The organism is Streptomyces sp. GbtcB7, from assembly GCF_019091445.1.
Classification (GTDB): Bacteria; Actinomycetota; Actinomycetes; order Streptomycetales; family Streptomycetaceae; genus Streptomyces; species Streptomyces mirabilis.
The window spans coordinates 532027-546603 of record NZ_JAGXJM010000004.1 but is presented as its reverse complement, the minus strand read 5'-3'; the positions used below and the strand labels follow the sequence as shown (position 1 = coordinate 546603).

General features: G+C 69.5%; 9 protein-coding genes. 6 read left to right on the top strand and 3 right to left on the bottom strand.

Translation table 11 applies throughout. The annotated features are described in order from the left end of the window. Positions 1–130: 130 nt before the first annotated feature. Positions 131–721: an Rv3235 family protein gene (locus tag KVT44_RS10250; RefSeq protein ID WP_099922347.1), complete on the bottom strand. Its 591-nt coding sequence runs from the start codon at positions 719–721 to the stop codon at positions 131–133. A gap of 370 nt (positions 722–1091) precedes the next feature. Here KVT44_RS10250 and KVT44_RS10245 point away from each other — a divergent pair, with 370 nt between their 5' ends. Both KVT44_RS10245 and KVT44_RS10240 read left to right on the top strand, forming a co-directional pair. Next, positions 1092–1607 (top strand): hypothetical protein, encoded by a 516-nt coding sequence (locus tag KVT44_RS10245; RefSeq protein WP_054229599.1) that lies wholly within the window; start codon positions 1092–1094, stop codon positions 1605–1607. Positions 1608–1653: 46 nt separating this feature from the next. Continuing rightward, complete coding sequence (locus KVT44_RS10240; protein WP_190173473.1) at positions 1654–2325, top strand: HAD family hydrolase; 672 nt, start codon at positions 1654–1656, stop codon at positions 2323–2325. Positions 2326–2519: 194 nt separating this feature from the next. Here the strand turns inward: KVT44_RS10240 and KVT44_RS10235 are convergent, their stop codons facing one another. Next, positions 2520–3086, bottom strand: a complete 567-nt coding sequence (locus KVT44_RS10235; RefSeq protein ID WP_054229601.1) for a DJ-1/PfpI family protein — start codon at positions 3084–3086, stop codon at positions 2520–2522. Between the two features lie 694 nt (positions 3087–3780). Here KVT44_RS10235 and KVT44_RS10230 point away from each other — a divergent pair. The 4 genes from KVT44_RS10230 (at position 3781) to KVT44_RS10215 (ending at position 13656) form a co-directional block, all read left to right on the top strand. Continuing rightward, on the top strand, positions 3781–8721 hold the full coding sequence (locus KVT44_RS10230; protein WP_217566753.1) for an NAD-glutamate dehydrogenase: 4941 nt from the start codon (positions 3781–3783) through the stop codon (positions 8719–8721). Positions 8722–9097: 376 nt separating this feature from the next. Next, a complete protein-coding gene (locus tag KVT44_RS59985) occupies positions 9098–9487 on the top strand; it encodes a GtrA family protein (protein WP_308313946.1) in 390 nt (129 codons plus the stop codon). A 105-nt stretch (positions 9488–9592) separates the two neighbouring features. Beyond that, positions 9593–12508 (top strand): CDP-glycerol glycerophosphotransferase family protein, encoded by a 2916-nt coding sequence (locus KVT44_RS10220; protein WP_190173475.1) that lies wholly within the window; start codon positions 9593–9595, stop codon positions 12506–12508. Beyond that, positions 12505–13656: a glycosyltransferase gene (locus KVT44_RS10215; protein WP_308313945.1), complete on the top strand. Its 1152-nt coding sequence runs from the start codon at positions 12505–12507 to the stop codon at positions 13654–13656. The genes KVT44_RS10220 and KVT44_RS10215 overlap by 4 nt, the downstream gene beginning before the upstream one ends. 96 nt (positions 13657–13752) lie before the next feature. Here the strand turns inward: KVT44_RS10215 and KVT44_RS10210 are convergent, their stop codons facing one another. Beyond that, entirely contained in the window at positions 13753–14577 is an 825-nt protein-coding gene (locus tag KVT44_RS10210) for an ABC transporter ATP-binding protein (RefSeq protein WP_229889456.1), read from the bottom strand.

Below are 14577 nucleotides of genomic sequence, written 5' to 3'. Positions count from 1 at the left end.
AGCTGAGAAGCGGTGAAGGGCCGGACACCTGCGGGTGTCCGGCCCTTTGCGTTGGTCAGTGGGGGTCCCCAGGGGAGGGTCAGGGGGCCGCGGAAGTTGCCAGTGGGGTGTTCAGGGACCCAGGGGCTGCTCAGTCGTCGTCCGGGCGGGGCATGCGGGGGCCGCCCAGTTCCACCGCCGTGCAGCGCCAGCGGAGGTCGGGGCCCTGTTCCAGGCGGAAGGCCATCGCGCGGAGCCGGTCGCCCGCGCCGATGCGGGCGAAGGCCTCGATCGCGCCGGGTCGAGGCACGTAGTAGCCGATGTCGCGGACGACCGGGCGGGTGCCGCGGGTGCGCAAGGGGCCGCGTTCGGCGAGCCAGGCCAGCTCGTCGTAGGCCCGGCCCGCGGTGTGGCGCAGCATGCAGTGGACGGGGCGTTGGCCGCTGAGCACGGCGAGGAGGCGGTCGGCGAAGAGGTCGGTGGGACGGGGCTGCGGCGGCGGTGAGGACGGCGGCGACGGCCGTGGGTGGTCGGCCGGTGGGGGCAGGAGGAGGGTGCGGGATGCGGCCTCCGCCGGGGGCGCTTGCGGTGCGGGTGCCTGCGGTGGGCTGTCTCCCGGGGCCGGGCGGGGTGCGCCCGCGCCCGGGGTGCGCGGTGGGGTGGTGCCGGGGCGGCGGGTGTCGTGGCGGCCGGGTGGGCGGGTGCCCGGGCGGCGCTTCGTCCTGGTCATCACCTTGTTCATGCGTTGTCCCCGTTCATGCGTCGTCCCCGTTCAGCGTCGGCCCCGCTCACCGCGACCGGTCGGTACCGGGCGGTAACTTCGTGTTGGGGATCTTCTACGAGGCGGGAGCGGGTCCCCGCAAGGACGCCAGATGCGCGCCGCGGCGGCAGGAAGGTTCACCTATCAGAGTGAGCGGGAGGGGCGGGAGGCCCGGTGGGGAAGGGATGTTCCGGGTGAATCGCGGGCCGGGGGTGGACGCCGTACGGGGGAGGGACCGGGACCCGAAAGGGGACGCCCGCACGTATCCTGAAGGCCTTCCCGGGAGGCGCGGGACCGCCCTTCCGGGAGCCCTCCGACCCGGGAACTCACCCGACTACGAAAGCGGCCAGCCATGCGCGTCTACGTCCCCCTGACCCTCTCCGGTCTCGCCGAGGCGTACAAGACGGGGGAGCTGGCGGCGGGACCGGTCGTCGCGTACGCCGTCACGCCCGCGTTGCGCGAGTGGTACCTCTCCGACGACATCGAGGAGCTCGAGTACGCGGCGCTGAACCGGGCCGCGCTGGCCTCGCTGCGGCTGCTCGCGGGGGAGCCGGGGGCCGTGCGGCGGCGGGTGGTCGTCGCGGTCGACGTTCCCGACCGGGCCGCGGTCGCCGATCCCGACCGGGGGCTCGATCCGGTGGCGCTCGGTGAGGTGCGGGTGTCGGGGCCCGTGGCCCTGTCCAAGGCGGCCGCGGTGCACGTGGACGCCGATGACGCCGGGGAGGACGTCTCGGCCGCCGTGGACGCGCTCGGGGCGGCCGATCACGGGGACGACGACGCGCAGTTCATCGTGGACGGGGCCGAGGACCACGAGTTGTTGTGGTTCGCGACGCAGGAGATTCCCAACCTGGTGGGGCTGGAGGACTGAGCCTGCGCCGAGGGGCGTTGTCAGTGCGGGCGGGTAGTTTCTTGGTATGGGGAAGCAGGGCGCAGCAGCGCACATCGTGTGGGACTGGAACGGGACGCTGTTCCACGACAACGCCGCGATCATCGGGGCGACGAACGCGGCGTTCGCCGAGTTGGGGTTGGAGCCGCTCACACTCGAGCGGTACCGGGAGTTGTACTGCGTGCCGGTGCCGAAGTTCTACGAGCGGCTGATGGGGCGGCTGCCGACCGATGCCGAGTGGGAGGTCATGGACGACACCTTCCATCGGTACTACGCGGAGCACCGCGTGACGTGCGAGCTCACCGAGGGGGCGTCGACGTTGCTCGCGGACTGGCGTTCGGCGGGGCGCAGCCAGTCGCTGTTGAGCATGTATGTGCACGAGGAACTGGTGCCGCTGGTCAGGGGGTTCGGGATCGAGCCGCACTTCGTGCGGGTGGAGGGGCGGGTCGGGCCGTCCGGCGGCAGCAAGGCCCAGCACATGGTGCGGCACATAGGCTCGCTCGCGGGAGTGGACCCGGAGCGCACGGTGGTGATCGGGGACGCCGCCGACGACGCGGTGGCCGCCCTGCACGTGGGGGCGCGCGCTGTGCTCTACACCGGCGGTTCGCACAGTCGTGCCAGCCTCGAAGGGGTCGGCGTGCCCGTGGTGGACAGCCTGGAGGAGGCGGTCGAGGAGGCCGAGCGACTGATGGCGGCGTAGGCCTGTCGTCCGGGCTCGCTGCGCGGGATGTGCGGCGGCGCCCGGGGAGTGCGGCGCCCCTCGTCGGCGGGGCAGCCGCACGTGCAGTGAGGTATCGGCGGGGTGGGCGGATCGCGTGCGACGACGGGGGAGTGCGGTGAGGTGTGAGCCGAGTGGCAGTCGTCTCCCCGCCCACGTCACCGCCCCCGAGTCGTTCAGCCCACCGGTGCCTTCGCCCTCAGTACCTTGAGGAACTCGCGCATCCAGGCCGGGTGGTCCGGCCAGGCGCGGGCGGACACGAGGGTGCCGTCGACCACCGCCTCCGCGTCCTGGAAGGTCGCTCCGGCGGCCTGCATGTCCAGTTCCAGTGCCGGGTACGCGGTGACGCGGCGGCCGCTCAGGGCGTCGGCGGCGGCCGTGAGGAGCGGGCCGTGGCAGATCTGGGCCACGGGCTTGTCGGCGTCGAAGAAGGACTTGAGGATCTTGCGGAGTTCGGGGTCGTTGCGGAGGTACTCGGGTGCGCGGCCGCCCGGGATCACCACGGCGGCGTACTGACCGGGGTCGACCTCCGAGAACGCGAGGTCGGCGGGCCAGGTGTAGCCGGGCTTCTCCGTGTACGTGTCGAAGCCGGGTTCGAAGTCGTGGACCACGAAGCGGAGCTGCTTGCGGGTGGGGGCCGCGATATGGACCTCGTAGCCCTCCTCGCGCAGGCGCTGGTAGGGGTACAGGACCTCCAGTGATTCCGCCGCGTCGCCGGTGACCATCAGGATCTTCGGTGTCATGTCGGTGCCGCTCCCTTCGGTGGAGCTTCGGTGGAGCTTCAGCGGGCCCAGCGGGACCCCAGTGGGCCCCAGCAAGACCCCAGTGGCCCCAGCGGGGTCCAACGGGACTTCAGAGGGACTTCAGCGGGGCCCCAGCTCTATTCCGCCTCTGCCCCACCGTCCTCGTCAACGTGGTGCCGCAGGAGAGGGTTACCGGAGGACTGCACGTTCCCGTCCCTTTCGTCCCTGTGCATACTGTCAAAGTTCCACCCCCGGTTTTGTACACATACGGCTCATGACGGGCCCCGGGTAGGGAGCGATAGCCTGGTGGCGTGATCAGCGCGATATCTCGCGGGGGCCCAGTTGCCCCTGCCTCGCGCCCGGAGCGCACGGACGACATCCGTGACCGGGCGGCGATCGCTGATCTTCATGGGCGGGACGGAGCGGCGACCGCGGCAAGCACCAGCGGAAACGCGGGCGCAAGCGGAATCGCGAGCGTTCTCCGTAGGCCGCGGACACCCCGGGGACGGACGACGCAGAGATCAGCGTCACAGTCGCCGAGGGTGCCGAGAATGGCCGATACCCCCCCGCTCATCTCTCCATGCGGCATAGCGTCGGACCAGACCGGACACCCCGCGTCACGGCGTTACGTCGGAGAAGAGACCCGTACTTCCTTCTACGTCACGCAACGGCGCGCGACAGGAGCCAGAGGACAATGCAGACCAAGCTGGACGAAGCCAAGGCCGAGCTGCTCGAGAGGGCTGCCCGGGTAGCTGAGAACAGCCCGGTCGGGGGGCACCTACCGACTGGGACGACGAGCGAGGGCACTCCGGACAAGGACACCGTGCTCGCGTTCCTCCAGCGCTACTACCTGCACACCGCCCCGGAGGACCTGACCGACCGCGACCCGGTCGATGTCTTCGGAGCCGCCTTCTCCCACTACCGACTGGCCGAGAACCGCCCCCAGGGCACGGCCAACGTCCGAGTGCACACGCCCACCGTCGAGGAGAACGGCTGGACCTGCAGCCACTCCGTCGTCGAGGTCGTGACCGACGACATGCCCTTCCTCGTCGACTCGGTCACCAACGAGCTGTCCCGCCAGGGCCGCGGCATCCACGTCGTCATCCACCCGCAGTTCGTCGTACGGCGCGATCTGACCGGCGAGCTCATCGAGGTGCTGCCCGACCGCCCCACCATCGAGGGGCTGCCGCACGACGCGCACGTCGAGTCCTGGATCCACGTCGAGATCGACCGCGAGACCGACCGCGCCGACCTGAAGCAGATCACCGCCGATCTGCTGCGCGTCCTGTCCGACGTCCGCGAGGCCGTCGAGGACTGGGAGAAGATGCGCGACGCCGCGCTGCGCATCGCCGAGGAACTGCCCACCGAGCCGACCGCCGACGACCTGCGCGACCAGGAGGTCGAGGAGGCCCGTGAGCTGCTGCGCTGGCTCTCGGACGACCACTTCACCTTCCTGGGGTTCCGCGAGTACGAGCTGCGCGACGACGACTCGCTGGCCGCCGTCCCCGGCACCGGACTCGGCATCCTGCGCTCCGACCCGCAGCACGGCGGTGACGACAGCCACCCGGTCAGCCCGTCCTTCGAGCGGCTGCCCGCCGACGCCCGCGCCAAGGCCCGTGAGCACAAGCTGCTCGTCCTCACCAAGGCCAACAGCCGCGCCACCGTGCACCGGCCGTCCTACCTCGACTACATCGGTGTGAAGAAGTTCGACGCCGAGGGCAACGTCGTCGGCGAGCGGCGCTTCCTGGGCCTGTTCTCCTCGGCCGCGTACACCGAGTCCGTGCGCCGCGTCCCCGTGGTCCGCCGCAAGGTCGAGGAGGTCCTCAAGGGCGCGGGCTTCTCGCCCAACAGCCACGACGGCCGCGACCTGCTCCAGATCCTGGAGACCTACCCCCGCGACGAGCTCTTCCAGACGCCCGCCGACGAGCTGCGTTCCATCGTCACCAGCGTCCTCTACCTCCAGGAACGGCGCCGGCTGCGCCTCTACCTGCGCCAGGACGAGTACGGCCGCTACTACTCGGCCCTCGTCTACCTCCCGCGCGACCGCTACACCACCGGGGTGCGCCTCAGGATCATCGACATCCTGAAGGAGGAGCTGAACGGCACCAGCGTCGACTTCACCGCCTGGAACACCGAGTCGATCCTCTCCCGGCTGCACTTCGTGGTCCGGGTCCCGCAGGGCACCGAGCTGACGCAGCTCAGCGACGCCGACAAGGACAGGCTCGAGGTGCGGCTCGTCGAGGCCGCCCGCTCCTGGGCCGACGGTTTCGCCGAGGCGCTGAACGCCGAGTGCGGCGAGGAGCGCGCGGCCGAGCTGCTGCGCCGCTACGGCAGCGCCTTCCCCGAGGGCTACAAGGCCGACCACACCCCGCGTGCCGCGGTCGCCGACCTGGTCCATCTGGAGAAGCTCACCCGCGACCGGAGCAAGGACTTCGCGCTCAGCCTGTACGAGCCGGTCGGTGCCGGTCCCGGCGAGCGCCGCTTCAAGATCTACCGCACCGGCGAGCAGGTCTCCCTCTCGGCGGTCCTGCCGGCCCTCAACCGCATGGGCGTCGAGGTCACCGACGAGCGCCCGTACGAGCTGCGCTGCTCGGACCGTACGACGGCCTGGATCTACGACTTCGGGCTGCGCCTGCCCAAGTCCCTGAACGGCAACGGCGACTACCTCGGCGACGACGGCCGTGAGCGCTTCCAGGAGGCCTTCGCCGCCACCTGGACCGGCGAGGCCGAGAACGACGGCTTCAACGCCCTCGTGCTGAGCGCCGGGCTGTCCTGGCGGCAGGCGATGGTGCTGCGCGCGTACGCCAAGTACCTGCGCCAGGCGGGCTCCACCTTCAGCCAGGACTACATGGAGGACACCCTCCGAAACAATGTCCACACCACCCGGCTGCTGGTCTCGCTCTTCGAGGCGCGGATGTCGCCGGAGCGCCAGCACGCGGGTGTCGAGCTGACCGACGCGCTGATGGAGGAGCTGGACGCCGCTCTCGACCAGGTGGCCAGCCTGGACGAGGACCGGATCCTGCGCTCCTTCCTCACCCTCATCAAGGCGACCCTGCGCACCAACTTCTTCCAGGAGGCGCTGGGCGGCAAGCCGCACGAGTACGTCTCCATGAAGTTCGACCCGCAGGCCATCCCGGACCTGCCGGCGCCGCGACCGGCGTACGAGATCTGGGTGTACTCGCCGAAGGTGGAGGGTGTGCACCTGCGCTTCGGCAAGGTCGCGCGCGGTGGTCTGCGCTGGTCCGACCGGCGCGAGGACTTCCGGACGGAGATCCTGGGCCTGGTCAAGGCGCAGATGGTGAAGAACACCGTCATCGTGCCCGTCGGCGCCAAGGGCGGCTTCGTCGCCAAGCAGCTGCCCGACCCGTCCGTGGACCGCGACGCCTGGCTCGCGGAGGGCATCCGCAGCTACCGGACCTTCATCTCGGCGCTGCTCGACATCACCGACAACCTGGTCGCCGGTGCGGTCGTGCCCCCGGTGGACGTGGTCCGGCACGACGGGGAGGACACCTACCTCGTCGTCGCCGCCGACAAGGGCACCGCGACCTTCTCCGACATCGCCAACGAGGTCGCCGAGAGCTACAACTTCTGGCTCGGGGACGCCTTCGCCTCCGGCGGCTCCGCCGGATACGACCACAAGAAGATGGGCATCACCGCGCGCGGTGCCTGGGAGTCCGTGAAGCGGCACTTCCGGGAGCTGGGCGTCGACACCCAGACCGAGGACTTCACCGTCGTCGGCGTCGGTGACATGTCCGGTGACGTGTTCGGCAACGGCATGCTGCTCTCCGAGCACATCCGCGTGGTCGCCGCCTTCGACCACCGGCACATCTTCCTCGACCCGACCCCGGACGCGGAGACCTCGTACGCCGAGCGCCGCCGTCTCTTCGAGCTGCCGCGCTCGTCCTGGGCCGACTACAACACCGAGCTGATCTCGGCCGGCGGCGGTGTCTTCCCGCGGACCGCCAAGGCGATCCCGGTCAACGCGCACGTCCGCGAGGCCCTCGGCATCGAGCGCGGTGTCACCAAGATGACCCCGGCCGACCTGATGAAGGCGATCCTGCAGGCGCCGGTCGACCTGCTGTGGAACGGCGGCATCGGTACGTACGTCAAGGCGTCCACCGAGTCGCACGCGGACGTCGGCGACAAGGCCAACGACGCGATCCGCGTCGACGGCGCCGACCTGCGCGTCAAGGTCGTCGGCGAGGGCGGCAACCTCGGTCTGACGCAGCTGGGCCGCATCGAGTTCGCGCAGCATGGCGGCAAGATCAACACCGACGCCATCGACAACAGCGCGGGCGTGGACACCTCCGACCACGAGGTGAACATCAAGATCCTGCTCAACGCGGTGGTGGCCAACGGCGATCTGACCGTCAAGCAGCGCAACAAGCTGCTCGCCGAGATGACCGACGAGGTCGGCGCCCTGGTCCTGCGCAACAACTACGCGCAGAACGTGGCGATCGCCAACGCGCTGGCCCAGTCGCCGAGCATGCTCCACGCCCAGCAGCGCTTCCTGCGCTTCCTGGTCAGGGAGGGCCACCTCGACCGGGCGCTGGAGTTCCTGCCCAACGAACGGCAGATCCGTGAGCGGCTCAACTCCGGGCAGGGCCTGACCGGTCCGGAGACGGCCGTGCTCCTCGCGTACACGAAGATCACGGTCTCCGACGAGCTGCTCGCCACCTCGCTGCCCGACGACCCGTACCTGCAGAGCCTGCTGTTCGCGTACTTCCCCACCGCGCTGCGTGAGAAGTTCCGCGAGCAGATCGAGGCGCACGCGCTGCGCCGCGAGATCGTGACGACCGTCCTGGTCAACGACACGGTCAACACGGGTGGTACGAGCTTCCTGCACCGCCTCCGTGAGGAGACGGGCGCGTCCCTGGAGGAGATCGTCCGGGCGCAGACCGCGGCCCGCGCGATCTTCGAGTCGAGCAAGGTGTGGGACTCGGTGGAGGCGCTCGACAATGTCGTCGCCGCCGACGTCCAGACCAGGATCCGGCTGCACTCGCGCCGTCTCGTCGAGCGGGGCACGCGCTGGCTGCTCAACAACCGGCCGCAGCCGCTCCAGCTCGCCGAGAACATCTCCTTCTTCCGCGAGGGGGTCGCCCAGGTCTGGGGCGAGCTGCCCAAGCTGCTGCGCGGTGCGGACCTGGAGTGGTACCAGCAGATCTTCGAGGAGCTGACGGGCGCCGGCGTCCCCGAGGAGCTGGCCACGCACGTGGCCGGGTTCTCCTCGGCCTTCCCGACGCTGGACATCGTCGCGGTGGCCGACCGCACCGGCAAGAACCCGATGTCCGTCGCCGAGGTCTACTACGACCTCGCCGACCGCCTGAACATCACCCAGCTCATGGACCGCATCATCGAGCTCCCGCGTGCCGACCGCTGGCAGTCCATGGCCCGCGCCTCGATCCGCGAGGACCTGTATGCGGCCCACGCGGCGCTCACCGCGGACGTGCTCGCCGTCGGCAACGGCACCTCGACCCCGGAGCAGCGCTTCAAGGCCTGGGAGGAGAAGAACGCGGCGATCCTGGGCCGCGCCCGCACCACCCTGGAGGAGATCCAGACCTCGGACTCGTTCGACCTGGCGAACCTGTCGGTGGCGATGCGCACGATGCGGACGCTGCTGAGGACGCACTCGTAGATCGCGGTGACGCACGCGTGGGTCGCTGTGACCCACGCGTAGGTCACCTCTGGGTGCGCTTGACTCACTCGTGAGTGCACTTGTTTCACTCGATCGGATGTAAGTCGATGGGGCAGCCCCGGCCGGATGGCCGGGGCTGCCCCTGTTTGTGCAGGTAGGCGCAAGCGCCTTGGCCGCCCTCTTGCCTCGCTCTTGCGGATCTCTCGGGAAAACCGGAACTGGAATTTACCTATTGATGATAAAAGGGACAATTGTGACTGTGAACCTCTCCGAGGGGCCGGCCCGTGTAGGTCGACAGGCCCCCGCACCGCCCCAGCCCGCACCAGCCGCCACTCCTCCCGGGGCGATCGAAAGGACCCGGCGGATCGTCCTCGAAGTGGTGAAGTTCGGAGCCGTCGGCGGTAGTGGTATCGCAGTCAACTTCCTGGTCTTCAACCTTCTCCTGCACGGTCTGAAGTGGGCCCCGATGGCGGCCACGGTCATCGCCAGCTGTGTCGCCATGGGCGGCAACTACCTCGGCTTCCGCTTCTTCGCCTACCGTGACCGGGCCTCGCGCACCCGACGCCAGATCGCCCTGTTCTTCGCCTTCAGCGGCATCGGCGTCATCATGGAGAGTGCGCTGTTCTACATCGGCTACCACGGTCTGGGCATGAGCACCCCGCTCGGCTCCAACCTGGCCAAGGCGCTGTCGATCGTGCTGGCCTCGGCGTTCCGTTTCCTCGTGTACCGCACCTGGGTGTTCGAACAGGTGAAACACAGCCGCTAGACAGCCGCCCGCAACCCTTTGCGGGCGATCGGCATCTACCTAGGTGATACGCAAATGGACTAGATCGCCTAGGTTGAACCATCAGGAATGTCTAGCATTAATAGGATGAGTGTGGATCACCCCTGCCCGCCAGCAGAAACAGCAGCCGTACCCGCCGTGTCCGTGGTCGTGATCGTCTACAACGACGCGTCCCGGCTGACGACGGCCGTGCGCTCCGTTCTCGACCAGACCCTGCGCGGTGTCGAGGTCGTCATCGTCGACGACCGCAGCACGGACGGCTCGTACGACGTGGCACAGCGACTGGCCGCCGCGCACCCGGACCGGGTCCGGGCCTTCAGGCTGCCCGAGAACAGCGGCGGCTGCGGCGCCCCCCGCAACCACGGCATCCAGCAGGCCCGCGGCGACTACGTCCTCTTCCTCGACAGTGACGACGTCCTGGAGCGCAACGCCTGCCGCAACATGCTGGAGGCCGCCGAGTCCACCGGCGCGGACCTCGTCTCGGGCCTGTGCGTGCGTGTGCACGTCGACTCGCGCACCGGCAAGGAGGTCAAGTGGTACCCCTGGCTGTACGACCGCACCCGCACCCTGGAGTCCATCTCCGAGCTGCCCGACCTGCTGGTCTTCGACACACTGTCGACGAACAAGTGCTACCGCAGGCAGTTCCTGCTCGATGAGGGCCTCGAGTTCCCGGTCGGGATCCACTACGAGGACCTGCTGTTCTCCGCGCAGGCCTACGTGGCCGCCCGCCGCATCACGCTCATCCCGAACCGGGTGTACGACTGGCGGATCGTGGACAAGCCGAAGACGGCCGTGAAGTCCATCAGCAACCGGCGTGACGAGATCGCCAACTTCACGCACCGCATGGAGATCCACCGCCGGGTCGACCAGCTCCTGGCCGACCACGGCCTGCTGGAGCTGAAGTTCGCCAAGGACGTCAAGTGGCTCAAGCACGACCTGGTGCTGCACCTGCGCGAGCTGCCCTTCCGTGACGAGACCTACCGCCAGGAGTTCGCGCAGATCGCGCGCACCTACCTGGAGTCGATCGACCGCGTCGCCTTCGACGAGATCGAGCCGATCCACGCCATCTGCGCGTACCTCCTCCACGAGGCCGACTGGGACAACCTGCTGCCCGCCGTGGACACGCTCAGCAACCGCGACAAGATCTCCTCGCCGCTCGTCGAGCACGAGGGACGCGTGTACTGGTGCGCCGAGCACATCGAGCACGACGCCTTCGCCCGGCACGTCCTGGACGTCACCGAGCTCGGCTACCACACCAAGCCGGTCGAGAAGATGTTCCTGCGCAACGCGCTGACCGGGTACGCGGAGACCGACGGCACCGTCCGGCTGGCCGGGCGCATCACCAACCCGCTCGGCGTGATCCCGCCCGACGCCCGGCTCTCCGCGCAGCTGGAGTTCTACGCCCGCCGTCCGGGCGTGCGCTTCCAGACCTTCCGCTTCCCCGTGGCCACCGTGCGCCACGAGGGCGAGGCCATCGCCTGGGAGGCCTCGGCCGACCTCGCCAAGGGCCTGCGCCCGCTCGGCATCGTGGACGCGGTCTGGGACGTACGCCTCCACCTCGCCGTCGCCGGCGAGGGCGAAGGGGCCAAGACGGTCCGCACCACGACCCGGCTCACGGCCTCCGAGCCCGAGCTGGCCCAGGGGCACCTGCCCGTCCGGCCCCGCCTGACCCGGCTGGTCGCCGACCGCATCGAGCCCGAGGTCTCCTCCCGCGGCCACCTCTCCTTCCAGCTCGTCCCGGACAAGAAGGCCAACGAACTCGTCCAGCGCGGTGTGCAGGGCCCGACCGGGCGGCTCGCCAAGACCGGCTACCGCAAGGTCAAGGCGCTGCGCAAGGAACTCGCCTCCGGTGACACCAAGCTCCGCGTCTACCACGACGTGTTCAGCCGCCTGCCCGTCAAGAAGGGCCTCGTCGTCTTCGAGAGCCACCTGGGCCGGCAGTACAGCGACAGCCCCAAGGCCATCTACGAGGAGATGCGCCGCCAGGGCCTCGAGTTCGAGGCCGTGTGGGCCTACGCGGACAGTCCCCAGGGCTTCCCGGACGACGCCACCCTCGTACGCCGCTGGTCGCTGCCGTACCTCAAGGCGCTCGCCCAGGCCGAGTACTGGGTCGACAACCAGAGCTACCCGCTGAAGGTCACCAAGCGGCCCGAGACGACGTACATCCAGACCTGGCACGGCTCGGCGCTCAAGCGGATGGGCTTCGACGAGCCGGAGTGGAAGCTCAAGTCCCGAGAGGAGCAGGCCGAGCAGCAGCGCACCCTCGACCGCTTCGACCGCTTCCTGATCCGCTCCGAGCACGACGTGCGCACCCTCGCGCGGGCGTTCCGGCTCCAGGAGCGGACGCTGCTGCGGGTGGGCTACCCGCGCAACGACGCGCTCGTCCAGGCCAAGGAGCGCGAGGAGGCCACCGGGCAGCGGGAGCGCGGTGCTCTGGCGGCCGAGTTCGGCATCCCGGAGGACAAGCAGATCCTGCTGTACGCGCCGACCTTCCGTCAGCGCGGCGGCAAGCGCCGGTTCGAGCTGCCCTTCGACGTGGAGCGCTTCGCCGACACCTTCGGCGACCGCTATGTCCTCCTGGTCCGCTCGCACTACCTCAACCACGTCGTGCTGCCGCCGTCCGTGCGCGGCCGGGTCATCGACGTGACGAACTACCACGACATGACGCCCCTGCTGGGGCTCGCCGACGGTCTGATCACCGACTACTCGTCCGTGATGTTCGACTACTCCCTCCTCGACCGCCCGATGTTCTTCTTCACGTACGACTACGACGAGTACGTGCACGAGGGCCGCGGAACCTACTTCGACCTGCTGGAGAGGGCCCCCGGCCCGGTCGTCCGCACCGAGGACGAGCTGCACGCGGTCCTGGACTCGCTGGAGGAACAGAAGGTGAAGTACGCGGCCCCGCGCGAGCGGTTCGTCGCCGACTTCGGCGAGTTCGACCAGGGCAACGCCGCGCAGAGCATCGTCGACCAGTTCTTCTCCCAGTGGAGGCGCGCGTGACCGCGTACAGCGAGCGGGACGTCTTCTTCGTCTCCAACAGCGTCGACGAGCTCGGCGGCGTGACCAGCTGGTCGCACCAGATGGCCCGGCTGTTCACCGAGCGCGGCCACCGCGTCCACGTCATCGGCATCACCGAGCCCGCGGTCGTCCAGGAGCTCGGCGAACTCCCGTACCCCACCACGACGTTGTACGACGTCCACCCGCCGCGCGTGGGCTCCGCGCGCGGCGTCAGGGGGCGGCTCAACGTGGCCGAGCGCAGGCTGCGTGCCGAACGGGCCACCGGAATGCGCGAGCAGGCCGCCAAGCTGACCCGGCTGTTCCAGGCCGCGCGGCCCGGCGCCGTCGTGATCGTCACGCAGGTGTGGGCGATGGAGTGGGTGGAGCTCGCCGACACCACGGGCCTGACCGTCATCGGCATGAGCCACGAGTCCTTCGCGTACTCGAAGGCGACCTCGCGCTTCGGGCGGGTGCAGAAGCACTACAAGGACGTCGACCGGATGCTCGCGCTCACCCGCGAGGACGCCGACCTGTGGATCCGTCAGGGCCTCGACAACGCGTCCTTCATGCCGAACCCGATCCCCTTCATGCCCGAGGTGCCCTCCTCGCGTACCGAGAACGTCGTCGTCAGCGTCGGCCGGCTCTCGGACCAGAAGGGCATCGACATGCTCCTCGACACCTGGGCCGAGGTGGCGCCCCGCCATCCCGACTGGACCTTGCGGATCTTCGGCTCCGGTGAGGACGAGGAGATCCTCAAGAAGCAGTGCACCGCCCTCGGCCTCGACGACTCCGTCGAGTGGATGGGCCGCACCAGCGACGTACCCGGCGCCCTGCGCGGCGGTTCCGTCTTCGTCCTGTCCTCCCGCGGCGAGGGCTTCCCCCTCGCCCTCATGGAGGCCATGGCGACCGCCCTCCCGTGTGCCGCCTTCGACTGCGCTCCCGGCGTCCACGAGATCATCCAGGACGGTGAGGACGGTCTCCTCGCGGCCCTGGGCAACACCGGCGAACTGGCCCGCCGCCTCGACACCCTGATGTCCGACAAGGACCTGCGCGACCGCATGGGCGAGGCGGCCCGCGTCAACATCCAGCGCTACACGACGGACGAGATCGTCCGCAGGTGGGAAGACCTCTTCACCTTCCTGGAGAGGTGAGCAGGGGCGCCCCAAAGGGGCGCGGGGAACTGCGCGACCAGCCACGAAGAACTCGCGGCCGACATCGAGCAGTTCCCCGCACCCCCTGAGTCGCCCCTACTTCCCCGTGAACTTCTCGTACTCCGCGAGCACGTCCTCCGTGGGCCCGTCCAAGCGAAGCTCCCCCCGCTCCAGCCAGAGCACGCGGTCGCAGGTGTCCCGGATCGACTTGTTGTTGTGGCTCACCAGGAACACGGTGCCCGCGTGCTTGCGCAGCTCCCGGATCCGCTCCTCAGAGCGCTTCTGGAAGGAGCGATCCCCCGTGGCGAGGGCCTCGTCGATCATCAGCACGTCGTGGTCCTTGGCCGCCGCGATGGAGAACCGCAGCCGCGCCGCCATCCCGGAGGAGTACGTCCGCATCGGGAGGGTGATGAAGTCGCCCTTCTCGTTGATGCCGGAGAAGTCGACGATCTCCTGGTAGCGCTCCTTGACCTGCTCGCGGGACATGCCCATGGCGAGCCCGCCCAGGTAGACGTTCCGCTCACCCGTGAGGTCGCTCATCAGGGCCGCGTTGACGCCGAGCAGCGAGGGCTGACCGTCGGTGTAGATCTTGCCGTTCTCCACGGGAAGGAGGCCGGCGACCGCCTTGAGCAGGGTGGACTTGCCCGAGCCGTTGGTGCCGATCAGACCGATGGCCTCGCCGCGGTAGGCGGTGAAGGACACGTCCTTGACGGCGTGCACCTTGCGTACGCCCGCGGCCTTCTCGGCCTGCTTGCGCCGCAGCATGCGGTTGAGCGCGGCGGTGGCGCTGCCCCGTCCCGCACCGGTGCCGTTGACCCGGTAGACGATGTCCACGTGGTCGGCGACGACGGTGGGGATGAGCGCGTCGGCGCTGCCGGCCGCATCCCGGGGCCGGGCGTCCTGCGTGAGGGTGTCAGCCAT